General features: G+C 31.4%; 13 protein-coding genes. 3 read left to right on the top strand and 10 right to left on the bottom strand.

Annotation, left to right across the window (positions count from 1 at the left end):
- Position 1 precedes the first annotated feature (1 nt).
- The 4 genes from KSU54_RS09075 to KSU54_RS09060 all read right to left on the bottom strand — a co-directional run bounded on the left by KSU54_RS09075 (position 2) and on the right by KSU54_RS09060 (position 6283).
- The gene (locus KSU54_RS09075; protein WP_003535654.1) at positions 2–1756 is read right to left on the bottom strand and encodes a hypothetical protein; all 1755 of its coding nucleotides are present in this window, start codon (positions 1754–1756) and stop codon (positions 2–4) included.
- Positions 1757–1767: 11 nt separating this feature from the next.
- Positions 1768–3111, bottom strand: coding sequence for a magnesium transporter (gene mgtE, locus KSU54_RS09070; RefSeq protein WP_003535653.1), 1344 nt, complete (start codon positions 3109–3111; stop codon positions 1768–1770).
- Between the two features lie 306 nt (positions 3112–3417).
- Positions 3418–4893 (bottom strand): sialate O-acetylesterase, encoded by a 1476-nt coding sequence (locus tag KSU54_RS09065; RefSeq protein ID WP_003535652.1) that lies wholly within the window; start codon positions 4891–4893, stop codon positions 3418–3420.
- Positions 4874–6283, bottom strand: a complete 1410-nt coding sequence (locus KSU54_RS09060) for a PTS sugar transporter subunit IIC (protein ID WP_008792586.1) — start codon at positions 6281–6283, stop codon at positions 4874–4876. Before KSU54_RS09060 ends, KSU54_RS09065 begins: the two co-directional genes overlap by 20 nt.
- A 189-nt stretch (positions 6284–6472) precedes the next feature.
- Between KSU54_RS09060 and KSU54_RS09055 the strand changes: the two genes are divergently transcribed.
- Positions 6473–7240, top strand: coding sequence for a MurR/RpiR family transcriptional regulator (locus KSU54_RS09055; RefSeq protein ID WP_003535649.1), 768 nt, complete (start codon positions 6473–6475; stop codon positions 7238–7240).
- A 35-nt stretch (positions 7241–7275) separates the two neighbouring features.
- Here the strand turns inward: KSU54_RS09055 and KSU54_RS09050 are convergent, their stop codons facing one another.
- Positions 7276–9810 carry a bifunctional diguanylate cyclase/phosphodiesterase gene (locus KSU54_RS09050; protein WP_003535648.1) on the bottom strand — a complete coding sequence of 845 codons (2535 nt, stop codon included), beginning with the start codon at positions 9808–9810 and terminating at the stop codon, positions 7276–7278.
- Positions 9811–10041: 231 nt separating this feature from the next.
- On the opposite strand from KSU54_RS09050, the gene KSU54_RS09045 reads away from it, so the two are divergent.
- Positions 10042–10413, top strand: coding sequence for a hypothetical protein (locus KSU54_RS09045; protein WP_003535647.1), 372 nt, complete (start codon positions 10042–10044; stop codon positions 10411–10413).
- Between the two features lie 21 nt (positions 10414–10434).
- Positions 10435–11403: an HD domain-containing protein gene (locus tag KSU54_RS09040; protein WP_003535646.1), complete on the top strand. Its 969-nt coding sequence runs from the start codon at positions 10435–10437 to the stop codon at positions 11401–11403.
- A 47-nt stretch (positions 11404–11450) separates the two neighbouring features.
- On the opposite strand, the gene KSU54_RS09035 is transcribed toward KSU54_RS09040, so the two are convergent.
- The 5 genes from KSU54_RS09035 to KSU54_RS09015 are packed head-to-tail and all read right to left on the bottom strand — an operon-like array spanning position 11451 to position 15696.
- Complete coding sequence (locus KSU54_RS09035; RefSeq protein WP_003535645.1) at positions 11451–12311, bottom strand: YitT family protein; 861 nt, start codon at positions 12309–12311, stop codon at positions 11451–11453.
- Complete coding sequence (locus tag KSU54_RS09030; RefSeq protein ID WP_003535639.1) at positions 12308–13042, bottom strand: copper homeostasis protein CutC; 735 nt, start codon at positions 13040–13042, stop codon at positions 12308–12310. Before KSU54_RS09030 ends, KSU54_RS09035 begins: the two co-directional genes overlap by 4 nt.
- Positions 13043–13057: 15 nt before the next feature.
- On the bottom strand, positions 13058–14158 hold the full coding sequence (locus KSU54_RS09025) for a Sapep family Mn(2+)-dependent dipeptidase (protein WP_009008842.1): 1101 nt from the start codon (positions 14156–14158) through the stop codon (positions 13058–13060).
- A 1-nt stretch (position 14159) separates the two neighbouring features.
- Positions 14160–15116 (bottom strand): N(4)-(beta-N-acetylglucosaminyl)-L-asparaginase, encoded by a 957-nt coding sequence (locus KSU54_RS09020; protein WP_003535635.1) that lies wholly within the window; start codon positions 15114–15116, stop codon positions 14160–14162.
- Between the two features lie 58 nt (positions 15117–15174).
- On the bottom strand, positions 15175–15696 hold the full coding sequence (locus KSU54_RS09015) for a GrdB-related putative oxidoreductase (RefSeq protein WP_003535633.1): 522 nt from the start codon (positions 15694–15696) through the stop codon (positions 15175–15177).
- Positions 15697–15703 lie beyond the last annotated feature (7 nt).

The raw sequence follows: 15703 nt of genomic DNA, 5'->3' as shown, positions 1-15703 counted from the left end.
TCTATCCTCCTATATCTCCCCATCGATTTCCTAAATATTTTTTACCATCAATTCGATAAAGAAAATCTGTTGTTTGTGAAGTATCTGTCGCAATCACTGGCTCTAGCATGGTTAATCCAACATTGACACTACAATCATCACCAACTCGGGCTGCCAAATAATAATTACCAACTTTTCTAATTCGATAGTAATAAGTATTTTTAACTTTACCAATATCTTCAACATCTTGGCGATCATTTGTTGCAACACCAAATTCCTCAAGACTGCCAGACATTATAGTAATCCCTAGAATTTGTGTATCTATTTTCTTATCAGTATTATTTATAATTGTGAATTGTTTTGCCACCTCTAAAACAATTTCATTATAATCACTACTGTCAGCTTTTATTTTAACAAAATCTTCATTTGATTCAAAGGCTGTAATATTAATACTATCCATCTTTTTTATCAACTTTTCACCATTACTTACTTTAATCTCATCACTAACTACATGGTCTGTTTCAGTTTGTGCATCTATTTTATTTTCAGACTTATTATTTGGTTGTGGTCTTACCTTTTCATCATCTGAATCTTTTAAAATATACAAGTTTTGTTTACCATCATTAAGATTAGAAATAACCAATTCCCAAGAACGACGATATTCGTCATCATCATAACCTTTAAAATAATTAAAAATTAAACACTTTTTCACTTCATTATCTTTATATATTTCGAGAATATAACCATTAACCAGCTTTAGTTTATCATAATCATAAACCGCTCCATTGTAATCTATAATAGCTAGTTTACCATCATTAAAAGTTATATGCAAAGCTCCGTGAGTAAAAGTTTTCCCATTATAATAAGCAAAGATCTGCTCTTTTGAATTATTATTTTTTACATCTCGATGGACAATATACTGTCCTGATATATTCGTTCCTTGATACACAATTACTTTTTCATAATTGGTTAAATCTGCAACTTTATAACTATCTAAATTATTAATCGTTTTATCTAAAATTCCATATTCTGCGATAATATCTTTATAAATATTTAACTCACGTTCTTTCATGATACAAGCAAACTTCCCATAATAATCATGGTATGTTTTTATTTTAACAGACTGTCCCCATACAATAAATCCTACAATAATTACAATTATAATGATCACTGTTGCTTTTTTATTTTTTAACCGGTTATATACAAATAGTGCTAGCAAAATACTTATTAATTTCAAAACTCGAACAACTATGCCAAGACTATTAATAATCTCATAGTTATAGTTTAAGCAAGAAATTATTCCAAAAATTAAAACAAATAAATTATAAAAGAAATATATCCCTAAACCATAAATAATTAAAAGTGAAACTCTTTCAAAATTAATAAGACGACCATTATATTCAATCATTGTAACGCCTTGTTCTTGAAGTTTATCGAGCAAAACTTCATGGTATTTTGTTACAATATTAGCAAAACCATAATTCATTTCAATTCTATTATTATCATAAATAACTTTTTTTATCTCGCGATACTCCAAGGTTCCCAAATGATCAACTAACCCTTGTTCACCAATTTCAACATTGCGACAAATTTGTCCTTTTTTATTAAGAATAATAATTACAATAAAAACCACGATCGCAACAATCAAACATGTCATATAATTAAAAATATGTTTAAACCAAATCAATGCAAAAGCTGCTCCAAACAGCATCATAATAATGAAAAATAGACTAATTATGATTTTAGCAATATTCTTTTTCACATATTTTACTTCCATACTTAATTACCTCAAATTAAATATGGCAAAAATACTGTTGCCAATCCTAAGAAAAAGAAAAATCCCAATACATCAGTTACAGTTGTGACGAAAACTCCGCTTGCTAGAGCTGGATCAATATGAAATTTTTCCAAAATAACCGGAATAAAATAACCCGCAATATTTGCTAAAATCATATTTAAAAACATGGCTAATCCCGTTACTAAACCAAAAACTGGATTTCCTTCAAATAACATTGAGCCTAACGCAACTATAATTCCTATTATCACACCACTGCAAAAACCAACAGCTACTTCTTTTAACATGATCCAGGTTGCATTCTCTTTACTCATTTCACCTAATGAAAGCCCTCGTACAACGATTGTTAAAGACTGAGTTCCTGCATTACCGCCCATTCCTGTAACTATTGGCATAACAGTTGCAAGTGTAACTACTTGAGCAATCGTTCCTTCAAAAAAGCTAACCACGGAAGCCGCCATTACTGCCGTAAATAAATTAACAATCAACCAGGGAATCCGACTCTTGACCGATTCTCCAACAGATGAATCTAGTCTTTCTTCAGAATTTACTCCCCCTAATAAATTAATATCTTCTGTACTTTCTTCTTGAATAATATCAATAATATCGTCAAACTCGATAACTCCTAATAAATGGTCCATTTCATCAACTACCGGCATCATGATAAATCCATATTTTTGAAATTTTTTTGCTACTTCTTCCTGATCTTCATTATATAATACAGTTTTTACATTTGTATTAGTAATATCCAGCATAGCTGTATCAAACGAGCTAGTAACAATATCTCGTAAAGATACAACACCCTTTAAAATATTTTGTGGATCAACTACATAAAGATAATAAGTTGTATCTTCTTCGGTGTTTTCTTGAAGAAATTTTAAAGTTTTTTCAACGGTATTGCGCGCACGAATACTAATATATTCCGTCGTCATGATCCCACCGGCCGTATCAGGATCAAACGTTAACAGTCGCTCAACATCTTCTTTATCTTCTTTGTCCATCTTATCTAAGATAGCCTGTTTTTCATCTTCTTCAAGTTCACCGATCAAATCAGTGATTTCATCATTAGACATTTCATCTAAGATTTCTTTTTGTTTAGCATCTGAAAATAATTTCAGTAAATCATACTGGTCATCTTCATCATCTTCCTCTTCAATAATGCTGGCAACAACATCATTAGGAAGATTGTCCATTAATGCTTTAATACTATCCTCGTCTTCATGAAGAATATCTAAAATATCAGCCGGATGAATATTAGTTATTACTTTTTTTATTGTTTCTGGCGTTCCATTTAAAAGAATATCCTTCAGCTCATCGCTGGTAATTGTATCGATCATAAGTTTCCTCCTTTATTGGGGATTAGATACCTGATCTTAGTGGTAAATGATCCTCTAGACTATCGCAACACTGGGGTACAGGCTCGACTTTCATTTTTTACCACCTTCTTTCTCCAAGTCATTTTAACACAATTATGCGATTATAGGGGACTTTTTGAATAAAATTAAATAGTAATTTAAGATTCTGAAATTCTTTTTCTTTTTGCTGAACTAAAAAGAAAAAGAGCCGATTGTAGTGACCGCCTAAAGTTACCCTAACTTTTTAGGACACTACAAATATCATTGCTCTTAAATAAAAATGACAGATTATTTAGTTAATTGTATTTTAAAAGGTGCAATAGGTAAATTATTTTCTCCAAAAATGCTTATCTTACAATAATTTTGATATCCATAACTAATTGTTCTAACTTGGGCAGGTCGCTCAACCAGCAGTTTATTTTCTTTAATTATCCCAACTGTCTCAACTTGATGATCTGGTAATTCTAAAATAAAATTATTAATACCTCTACTGTGTAATTTTTGATCAAACTCAATTATAATTTTAGAATTATTTTCAATATTTATTATCTTCGGAGAATGCCCATTAAATTGATTATCATAAAAAAGTTCTTTGATTCGCCAAAAAATACGATGACCGACTGTTTTTTTATTTTGGGGATGGATATTAAATTCTTCCCCGCAATTCATTGTTACAACTAAATAGCAAGCAGGTACTTCTCTACAAACCTGCTGCTGGGCATCTCTTAAAATAGGCCAGTTATCATTCTTATCATCATCATATTCAGGTAATTGCACAATAATAAAGGGAATTTGAGCTTTCATATCTTCACGCCAATTTTCAATCACCAGTTGTAGCAATTGATGATATAAATAAGCATTTTTAGTATCCTCTTCCCCTTGATACCAAATAACTGCCTTACCACTATATTGACAGATTTTTTTAAACATCGTGTAATATAGTCCTGCTGGACGACAAAAATCTTTTTTCCCCCGCGGTCCCGGCCATGGTGTATGTCCAACATCTTTTTTTAACTGGCTCATATTACGTTCTGGATAAGTTTGCTGATATAATGCCACTTTTTGCTGGTACTGCTTAACACGCTCTTTATATTTAGCTATTTCTAAATCTTCTTGTGCTTCTGTTTGATTCATGATTGCTTGATAATATTCATCATAGTATACTTTTTTGATTTCTTGATTTTTTTGAAGATATGTTTCATTTATCCAGCAAGAACCTGATGTACCACCTTTATTAACTGCAATTAATCCGATTGGGATGTCTATATCATGACGCAAATAATAAGCAAGATAATAACCGATTGCTGAAAAATCATTAATCGTTTGATTATCACATATTTGCCAGCCTTGATTTCTAATGGGCGGTATTTTGATATTTTCATCCTCATATTCAATTTGTGGAACTTCATAATACCTTAAATATCGATCATAGCATACTTCCTGATCAACTTTTACTGAATCACAATCTTTAAATTTAAATTCAATATTAGATTGACCTGCTAAAAAATAAACATCTCCAATTAAAATATTTGATAACGTAATAGTTTCTAATCCAGTTGAAACTATTAATGTTTCATCCGTACTTATTTCTAGCGCCGGCAGCGTAATCAACCAATTATTATTTATTATTGTTGTTGTTGCGGTTTGTCCTTGAATAGTAATAGTTACTTGTTGATTTGTTTCACCGGTTCCAAAAATATTTATTTCTTTGCCATGTTGCAAAACCATTCTCGATGTAAAGATTTCAGCTAATCTTAGTTTCATTTTTTCTGCCTCTTAATAAACTTACTCTTTTTGTCTCCACCGCTTCTAATTTCTCGGTTTCAGTCATTTTATCTAATTCCATTTTATCAGCTATTTTAACAAATGGGTAATATATTGCCATTGATATAACTAGATTTATTAGTTGCACTAACCCGCCTGCAATTGTTCCAGTAAACAAAATTCCCGAAATAATCGGTGGTACTGTCCAAGGAACATTATTACATACTACTGGGATAAAACCAATCTTAGTAAAAAATACCGCAATATAGAAACACAATGGTTGCACAATAATAAAGGGAATAAAATAGATTGGATTTAAAATGATTGGTAATCCAAATGTAATCGGTTCACTAATATTAAAAATTGCTGGAGCTAAAGCCACTTTGGTAATCTTTTTATTTTGTTTTAGTTTTGAGAAAAATAATATCGATAATACTGGTGCTAAAGCAAATGTTCCCGCTGCAATAGTTGAATAATTCATAAACATCGTTGTATATAAATGTTTAGCAACACCTAAAACATTTTCGTTTCCAGCAATATCCCAGGTCATTCCAAAAATTGCTCCCCAAATAGCAGTTGGATGAATTCCCAGCCACTGGAATAATGGCCATGTAATTTGGGAAACTAGAGCAAACGCTGCGGTTTTAGATATTGCTAAAGCTGGTGCTTGAAGCGTTGTTAAAATAAACTCCGGTAATGATTCACCAGCAAAAGTATTACTAATAACGGTTGCAATAATAAAGACAAATAATGTCAACATCCCCGGCACTAAAGATTCAAAACTCTGAGCTACAGCTGGAGGTACCGAATCCGGCATCTTTATTGAAATATTTAACTTAGATAATTTATTAAATATAAATGTAGCACTACCTGCAACAATCAGTCCAAAAAAGATTCCTTGTTGACCTAAAAAATTCGAATTAATAATTCCATTAATATCGACCTCGATTCCCTTAGCACTTGTATAATTAAAATCCCAAGGCAAACAAATAAAAAATGCTGCTAAAGCATACATCACTGAAACCATATGCTCACGATTATCACTAAAATATTTTCTTGAGACATTATATGAAAAAATCACCACAATCAACAGAGCGTTGATCGACATAGCCCCTTTACTAAAAAAATTAAAAATATTTTGTCCTTGTACTAGCATTTGAGCAAATCCTGATGCTAAGAACTCTTTCTCACTTCCAAAGATCATCTCCCCTAGACCAAGTCCAGATGAACCAAAAATAATCCCATTGGGGTCAATAAATACAGAACTGATCATAATTGCAAATCCAGCAATTAATGTCAGTGAAGCAACCAATACAAAAGAATCCCTCAATACATTTAAAAAGCGATTTCCTGATACTTTACAGATCAGTGCAGTAAATTTATCTTTCATTTTTCTCTCCTTTTTTGTTTTAGACATCTCCGGATAATGTCCAAAAGCCCTCTTATGTAAAAGCGTTTACATTGCAATTATATCACCGTTGAGAAATTTATCAATATTATTTTTTGTTATGGGAATTTTCTCTATTGTAATTAATTTGGTTTATCGATATAATTATAAATAAGAAAAAGAGGTATTAATATGGACTTTAAAAAAACAGTTGCCATTCATTATACTGAGTTTACACCTAGTGAACGTAAAATTTGTGCTCGTATCTTAGAAGATCCTCAAATCGTTAATAACTCCATTGTTGTTTTAGGCGACCTTTGTGAAACTTCTAAGTCTGCAATCCTACGTTTCTATCAAAAGCTTGGATACCGTGGATACTCAGAATTCAAATATTCTGTTGAAGAAAGTTTTAAAAATAACGATGAAAAAAAACTCAGCAACGAATCATTACTGAGTCAGATTTCTCAAGAATACAGTAATACGATTTTAGAACTTGGTGCTCTAGATTATGATCATCAACTAAAAGAACTAGCATCATTGATTGACAAATATCCACATGTCTTATCAATTGGGATCAACAATACCTATTTTGCTGCTAGTCAGTTAGAATATTCTTTATACTCTCATAATCGCTTTATTCAAAGTGTACGCGAGGATATTCAGCTTACCTATCTAATTAACTCTATTAATCAAGATTATCTTTGTATTATCTATAGTGTTTCTGGTTCTACTTATACTTATGAAAACTTTATTAAAGAAGCTTCTGCTAAAGGTGCAAAAATAGTTTTAATCACGATTGATGGTAATTCTGAATTATTACCTCTAGTTGATTTAGCATTTGTTTTACCTTCGATTTCCTTACCAATTAGCAGTATCGATTCTATTATTCAAATTGATAATCGTATTATGTTATATTATTTTTCTGAAATTATCTCCTATTACTATGGATTAAATACGTAAAATTAAAAATGCTATGATAACATAGCATTTTTAATTTATATCAACTTATTCGTAATTTCTTCTTCACTTTGAGGACGTCCAAACAAGAATCCTTGAATATAATCTAATTCCATCGGTTCAACAACATTAAATTCCTCTTCTGTTTCAATTCCTTCCAACAATACCTCAATATCAACATCGTGGCAAATTTGAGCAATAAAACGAATAAAAGTTTTATCAAATTTACTAATCTTAATATCACGTACAAACGTTTGATCAATCTTGACAATATCAGCAGGAACAGTCTTTAAAATTTCCAATGAGGCATACCCCGTTCCAAAATCATCCATTGCAATTTTAAATCCCAATTCGCGAAGCTGCTCAAAAATTGTTCTTAGTAAATCCATGTTCCTAACCATATAGCTCTCTGTTAATTCTAAGACAATATTTTTAGGTGCCAGCTTTTCTTTTTTCAGAACCTTTTTTACATCTTTCACAAAATCACTATTTAACATCTGAAGCGCAGATACATTAATACTAACAGAAAATTCAGGATCATATACGACCCACTTCGAACAAGCCTGAATTGCTTTCTTTATAACCCATAGACCAACTGGGATAATTAGCCCGCTCTCTTCAAGAATGGGAATAAATTCAACTGGTGATACTTTTCCTAATTCTTGACACTGCCATCTTAACAATGCCTCAACTCCTTTGATTTGTTTACTACTCACCTCAACTTGGGGCTGATAATTTAACTCGAAGCCACGATAATCATCACTTACACTTTCACGAATATATTTTAAAATTTCTAATGAACGCATCTTATGCTCAAGGATGTAGTTTGAAAAGAAAGTTAATTTATTTTTTCCATTATCCTTGGCATATTGTAATGAATAATCAGCATATTTATTTAGTTCATTATATGTTAACCCATCTTTAGGATAAATTGCACATCCAGCTGAAATTTGAATCGGACATTTATAACGTTTTAATAGTTGTTCATGCAATAATTGTTTCTGTATCTCATTATATAATTTAGTAATTTCCAATTCGGTACTATTTTCAATCAACAGCCCCATTTGATCGCTATCCAATTTATAAATACTAGTATTACCTGGCAAAACTGCCTGAGTCAATTGGGCTACTGTTTTAATAATAAAATCCCCAAATGAACGGTCATATATTTCGTTAATATTTTTAAAGTCATCAATATCAATAACCATAATTCCAAGATTATCGATTGCTTTATCTTTAGTCTTAAGCTCAAAAGCTTTCGCAAATTCTTGACGATTATATAAATGAGTTAGGGGATCAATTTTATTTTGACGGTCTAACTGTGTCATTATTCCAGCAAATAAATTAGGCTCACCAAATTCATCGCGCATTAACTGTCCACGACATTTTAACCAAATATACTCACCATCACTATTCATCGCTCGAAATTCAACAGAATGATAATCCATCTTATTTTCGCCAATTGCCATATTTGATTTATAAAAACGTTCCCAATCTTGGGGATGTACGATTGCCTTCCAAAATGGTAAAGGATGGTCAATAATTTCTCCTGGTAAATTAAAAACTTTTACTTGGGCTGGTGAATATCTAAAAATACCTGTCTTCATATTACATATGTAAATAAAATCATCGGTACTTTTGATCAAAGCTTCATAAAGTTGTGTTGGATCATATTGAAAACAAGCTACATTAGTAGATCCTACTGAAACATCTTCCAACTCTGCTAACTGAGTTCGACGATATCGCAACTTTTCCTGATACATTTGTTCATCTGCTCTAGTTATCACATCATTAACAGTCAATTTATTAGTTGGTAAAACTGTATACATTCCAAAAGCATATGAAAATCCGTAAGGCTTATTGTATAAAGCTTGCAGCTTTTGTATATTTTTTTGATTCTCAATTAAAAATTTAGCACTATCCTTAGTATTTTTATGCCCAAAAACTAGAACAAATTCATCTCCACCTAATCTAAAGATAAGATCTTCCTTATCAAGATCCTGCTTTACTGCATAAGCAATTTGTTTTAATAAAAAATCTCCTTCTTGATGACCAAAAGAATCATTTACTCTTTTTAAATTATTTATATCTAATAAAGCAATTGTAAAGCTTTCTTTAGCTTTTTTCTTTTTCACCATAAACTCGAGCAGTTTTTCTTTTCCAGCACGACGATTTAATAATCCACATAAGTCATCAATACTAGCCTGGTGACTTAGGATTTCAGAATCAGTAATATCGATTGACTGTTGCATGTGAACAATTTTACCATTTTCCCATTTAATTAAACTATCATAGTTTTCAAAAATACGATTAGTAAGATCACTATTTTCACGCCAGCTAATCGACTGATATAAATTATTAATTTGTTTTAATTTGATAAGTGGACAAAATGGACATGGTCCGCTTTGATTCTTTTGAAGTGTTTTCCAACATATTTTACCTTCTGGATCTTTCAAATTATAAGTTTCTTTCATCTTATTATTCATAAAAATTATTTCATTTGTTTGAATATCTGTAAGATATAAATTAATTTGCATATTATCTACCAGCTGCTTAAAATCATCAAAACCCATTGTTAACACTCCTTTACTCCAAATTTCAACTATCTTTATTATACCATACTAACAATTACTAAAGGTAAAAACTATTTTTAAATTATAAAAAACATTAGTTATCATTAAATATAAAACTTTATCCCCAAAAACTTTGAAGATATTTGCTTTGGACTTAGATAAGAAAATGACGAGTATCACAAATAATGCTATACTTTAAGTACTATTAATAATTTAGAAAGGATAATTTTTATGAAAGAAGATCTAATAATTGAATGGTTTCAATCATGGTTTGATTCCCATTGGAATAATTTTGAAGTGATTTTTGAATCCGATGCTTATTATAGTGAATCTTGGGGTCCTGAATACAAAGGAATCATTGAAATAAAAAAATGGTTCAATGACTGGCACGAACACTTTAAATTAGATAAGTGGGAAATTAAACAATTTATTCACACTAATAAACATTCTATTGTTGAATGGCACTTTAGTTGTATTGACTTAGATGGCGTTCATGAATTTGATGGTATATCTTTGATTGAATGGAGTCCTAATAGTCTTATAAAATCATTAAAAGAATTTGGATCATCACTTCCTAAATATGATCCCTTTGAGCAACTATAATTAACACAGGGAGAGATAATAATGTTTTATAAAATATATCATGATACGATTCCACCGTATCTTTTAGAAATCATGAACACAAATATCTTTACTCGCCTCAAAGATATTGGAATGAATTGTGGAATGGAATATACACAGTTTCAAACATTTAAAAATAGTTTTGGAGTTTCAAGATATGATCATAGTATTGGCGTTTCTTTAATAACTTATCATTTTACTCATGATAAGCATGCTACTGTTGCAGCTCTATTACATGATATAGCCACCCCTGTATTCGCTCATGTTATTGACTTCTTGAATAATGATTATGAAAAACAAGAGTCTACTGAAGCTGAAACAAAAAAGATGATTTTTAATAGTCGTGAATTACAAAAAATTTTTCTTAAATACGAGATAGATATTAATCTAATCTATGATTATCATAAATATCCAATTGCCGATAATGAAAGTCCTAAATTATCAGCTGATCGATTAGAATATACTCTTGCAAACGCATATTATTATAATTTTTTATCAGTCGAACAAATTAAGTCAATTTATTACGATTTAATAATTAATGATAAAAAAGATGAAATTATCTTTAAAAGTAAAGATAAAGCAATAATGTTGACAAAAGTAATGTTTCAATGCAGTCGTGTTTACACCTCTGATGAAAATCGATATTGTATGGAATATTTAGCTAATCTATTAAAAACTGCGTTGACAAAAAAGCTTATCACACAAGATGATTTATATACTAATGAAAGTTCTGTCATTAAAAACATCTGCAAAGACAAAGAATTAAGCGATAAATGGGAAGCTTTTTGTCATTTTCATCAAGTTGATATTAGTCATAATAAAAAAGCAGGTTATTATAAAATAAATGCTAAACATCGCTACTTTAATCCTATGATTGGAAATCAGCGAATCATCAACCAGTCTCCCAAATTTAAAAGTGAACTAAACAGTTTTTTAGGAGATCATTTTGATCGTTATGTTAAAGTTACTTAAAATAAGTTATTCTCAAAAAAACAACTGCTAAATAAAGCAGTTGTTTTTTATTCAATTGGGCGTTGATAAAAACCGCCAAAGAAATTTTCCGTAGGAATAACATTAATTATCGCCTTTTCATCAGATTCATGCATTAATTGAACAATATCTTGAACCTCATAAGCAGATACAACCGTATGAAGTAAACTCATTGGATTTTTACTATAACCACCATAACCATTAACAACTGAAACACCATGACGATAATCTTTAACATATCTTTCAATTATCTGTTCCGGGTGGGTTGTTGTAATCTGCAATGTTACCCGCTTATACCTTTGGTAAAATGATGAGATTGTTTTGGTTGAAATAAACTGGAAGACAATTGAATAGCCTGCATATATCCAGCCAAACATATAACCAAAGATACAAAGAATCAAGGCATTGAAAATAAAAACATACTCCCAGATGGATTTACCCATTTTATTAGAAACATATAAAGCAATAAAATCGGTACCAGCTGATGAAGTATTCCCTCTTAATGCAATTACTGTCGACATCCCATAAACAAATCCACCAAAAAAAACATTTAAAATAACATCATTAAATAACGGTGGGAATGTACAAATCCTTAATAAAAAGCTTGTTAAAAAAACTTGGCACAAAGAAGAAATAACAAATTTCTTTCCAATACTTTTAAAACATAAGATTGCTACTGGTACATTTAAAACAATCAGTCCTAAAGAAGTAGAAAAATTAAAGCCATATAATGAAGTAATTCGATCAATTAAAATTGCTACACCAGTAAAACCACTAGATAACAGATTAGCTGGTTCTACAAAAACTTTGATAGCGTATGTTTGCAAAAAAGAAGATGCAATTACTGCTACAATCGTTATTAGATATCGAAACCAGAGTTTGTTTTTCATAATCCTAATTTCACTAATTTTTCAACTAATTCCTTACTAACCATGTCAAAATCATCTTTATGCTCTGCCGGTCCATAGCAATAGTTTACAAATTCTCCACTTGTAGTTGGATCATTTTGCCAATCTTTACATGAAGAATGAATTTGAGCGATTCCTGTATATTCCATGATTGCTTGTCCGTTTGTACTGTTAATTCCACTTCCAGCTAATATTTCTATTTTATCGCCATACTTTGTTTGTAATTTTTTGATTAAATCTTTACCATCAGCGGCTTTAGCTCGTAGTCCGCTCGTAAGCAAGCGATCAATGCCTAAATTAATTAATATCTCAATACTGGCATATGGGTCTTTTACACAATCATAAGCACGGTGGAAAACCGCTTCTTTTTGATAAGACTTTATTAGTGAAACCATTTCCTTGGTTCTTTCAATATCAATTTCATTATTTTTTAATAAAAATCCAAAGGCTATACCATCGGCTCCATTTTCTAATAGATCCTTAGCTTCTATCATCATCTGTTTAAATTCAATATCTGTATAACAAAATCCCGCTCCACGTGGTCGAACCATGCAGATTACCTTTAAGTTTGTAGTATTTTTTGTCAATTTTAATGAACCAATGCTAGGTGTTAGACCACCTAAATGTAAGGCACTATTCAACTCAATTCTTTTTGCTCCACCATAATATGCATTTAGAGCATCTTCATAACTTCCACAACATATTTCAATCACTCTGCATCCCTACTTTCATTTTGCTAGATTATATAAACTTAAGGCGTAAATCTTAGCATTTGTAATAATATCTTCAATTGTCATCCATTCATTAGGTTGGTGACCAATTCCTTTTTGACCAGGAAATGATGGTCCAAAAGGAACAATATTAGGCATCAACTTAGCATATGTCCCACCGGTTGTAGTAACTGGTGTTCCATCATCTCCAGTTACCTTTTCATAAGTATGGACTAATGTCTTTACTAATTTACATTTTAGCGGGAATTTTACAGGATCATAATTTCCCACTAAATTAACTTCAAAATTGCTAACTACCATCTTTATATTATTGACTATTGTTTCCACTGTGACACTCGCTGGATAACTAACACTAAATTGAATACTTGGATCTCCGTCTAATTCTAATTGATAATTTCGAACTTCTAATAATCCAAATTCTTGATCTTGAAAATCAATATTAAACCTTTCGCCATTATTTTTAGCATTTAAAATATAATTATTGACCAAATCAAAGAATTCTTTTAATCTATCCTTTTTCCCGCATATTTTAATTATAGCCCGTCCACGCTCACCATAAACAACAGGATATTTACAATCTGGTGTAAATCCCATTAACGGCGGTCTTTCTTTACTTAAATAATATTTTAAATCTTCAAAACCAGATTCTTCATCACAACCAAAGATAATTCTAATCTCATGAGCTAATTCAAGTTTTAATTCTTTAAGTGCATAAAGAGCAAATAGACATGATAAGATTGGTCCTTTATTATCTAAAATTCCCCGACTATAAATCACCCCATCTTCTACATACCCACTAAACGGAGGCTGTTTCCAGCCTGTCCCAACTGGAACAACATCTAAATGACCAATAGCACAAATATAATTTTTACTTTCACCATAACTTGCATATCCGATATAATTATCAATATTTGTTGTTACAAATCCCAACGAAGCAGCTAAATCCAAAGTAGCATCTAAAGCTGCTTTGACCCCTGAGCCAAATGGAGCATTTTCTAAAGGAGCTGTTTCAACACTATCGATTTTTACAATTTCAATAATACTTTTAATCATTTGTTCAGCAATATCATCAACTTTTTTTAAAATTATATCTTCCATCTTATTTTTCTTCTAAAGGGGCTGTTCTTGTAGCCATATAATTATCTAACCATTCTTGACTAGCTACCGTATGTATACATTTTCCATCTTTATTTTCTGTCAAATAAACAATTGGTTCTTGGTCAGCAGTAGCAACAGCAAATGAAAATCCTTCAATATTTGTAGCAACACCCCATTCTCCTTTATTATTCATTGCTACCAAAGACATATCACCTGCTTGACCACGGCGTTCTTTTAATTCTAAATCAAACATATTAACCGCTTTTTCACAAGCAGCCTGAGGATGCATTCCATCTTTCATTAAACGAACAATTTCATAAGCTACGCACCCTTTCATAACATCCTCTCCTAAGCCAGTAGCACTTGCACCACCGACTTTACTATCAACATAGAAGCCCGATCCAGAAATCGGTGAATCTCCGACCCGACCAGCTTTTTTCATAAATAAGCCACTTGTAGAAGTAGCCGAAGTCATTTTACCATGAGTATCTAAACATACCATTCCAACCGTATCATGTCCTGAATAGGGTTTAATTTCCAATGCTTGAACTTCTTTTACACGATTACGATAGTGAATTTTAGCACGATCAGTCAACATATTCTTTCTTTCAAAACCTTCTTTATGAGCAAATTTTTCAGCGCCTTCACCAACTAACAAATTGTTCACTTTTTCTTTTGATAATCGTCTTGCAATACTTACTGGATTTGCATAATCTTTGATTGCCGCTACCGCACCAATATCTAATGTATCACCATCCATAAAAGCCGCATCTAATTCAACTTCCATTTCTTCGTTTGGCAACCCGCCATATCCAACTGACTTATAGTACGGAAAGTCCTCTACCTCTCTAACCGCTATTTCGATTGCGTCACCAGCGTCACCACCTTCTGCTAAAACTTGACTTGCTTTACTGATTCCTTCTACGGCCATTCGCCATGTTGCAATAATACCCCACATCTAAGAGTTCCTCCTTTATTTTTTGATAAAAGGATGCGTTATCCGCATCCTTTTTAGTTTAGAAACAATACTTTGAAGTAATCGGATTTAGATCTTCATGATCAACTAATGCTTTCGCTAATTTGCACATTCCATCTAATGATTCATTTAAGCCAATCCCACCTTTTTTTGGTGTTTCAATAATATGAATTTTATCTTTAAATTCATTAATCGTTTCTTCATTTTCTTTTGACATTGCTGCAAATGCAGGAATATCTGTTGTCTGATTAATATCATAGGCAATATTAGCTGCCATCTTGCCATAACCTAAATAGTTAAATGCTGGTCCACACATTACTACATCAGGTTTTAACTTATTAACCATCGCGCATAGTTTACGACTAACTTCTTCAGGATTTGCTTCATAATACCCATCACCACAATATAAACATGCCATCACGCGTCCGTCAACTGTTTTTAAATATTGTTCCATCATAATTGCTGGTCCAACCGGTTCTTTTTTAGCTCCTAAAGGAATCATATGGTCATCTTTGATTCCTGCACCAGATTGAATTTGATCATAAATCATAATTACTTTCATAAAATTG

Source organism: Erysipelatoclostridium sp. MSK.23.31 (assembly GCF_019125875.1).
Lineage (GTDB): Bacteria > Bacillota_I > Bacilli_A > Erysipelotrichales > Coprobacillaceae > Thomasclavelia > Thomasclavelia ramosa.
This window is presented reverse-complemented; position numbering and strand designations above follow the sequence as displayed.

Coding starts and splice junctions, on each gene's coding strand:
- KSU54_RS09075 (WP_003535654.1), bottom strand. CDS start 1,756: ATGGAAGTAAAATATGTGAAAAAGAATATTGCTAAAATCATAATTAGT.
- mgtE (WP_003535653.1), bottom strand. CDS start 3,111: ATGATCGATACAATTACCAGCGATGAGCTGAAGGATATTCTTTTAAAT.
- KSU54_RS09065 (WP_003535652.1), bottom strand. CDS start 4,893: ATGAAACTAAGATTAGCTGAAATCTTTACATCGAGAATGGTTTTGCAA.
- KSU54_RS09060 (WP_008792586.1), bottom strand. CDS start 6,283: ATGAAAGATAAATTTACTGCACTGATCTGTAAAGTATCAGGAAATCGC.
- KSU54_RS09055 (WP_003535649.1), top strand. CDS start 6,473: ATGGACTTTAAAAAAACAGTTGCCATTCATTATACTGAGTTTACACCT.
- KSU54_RS09050 (WP_003535648.1), bottom strand. CDS start 9,810: ATGGGTTTTGATGATTTTAAGCAGCTGGTAGATAATATGCAAATTAAT.
- KSU54_RS09045 (WP_003535647.1), top strand. CDS start 10,042: ATGAAAGAAGATCTAATAATTGAATGGTTTCAATCATGGTTTGATTCC.
- KSU54_RS09040 (WP_003535646.1), top strand. CDS start 10,435: ATGTTTTATAAAATATATCATGATACGATTCCACCGTATCTTTTAGAA.
- KSU54_RS09035 (WP_003535645.1), bottom strand. CDS start 12,311: ATGAAAAACAAACTCTGGTTTCGATATCTAATAACGATTGTAGCAGTA.
- KSU54_RS09025 (WP_009008842.1), bottom strand. CDS start 14,158: ATGGAAGATATAATTTTAAAAAAAGTTGATGATATTGCTGAACAAATG.
- KSU54_RS09020 (WP_003535635.1), bottom strand. CDS start 15,116: ATGTGGGGTATTATTGCAACATGGCGAATGGCCGTAGAAGGAATCAGT.
- KSU54_RS09015 (WP_003535633.1), bottom strand. CDS start 15,696: ATGAAAGTAATTATGATTTATGATCAAATTCAATCTGGTGCAGGAATC.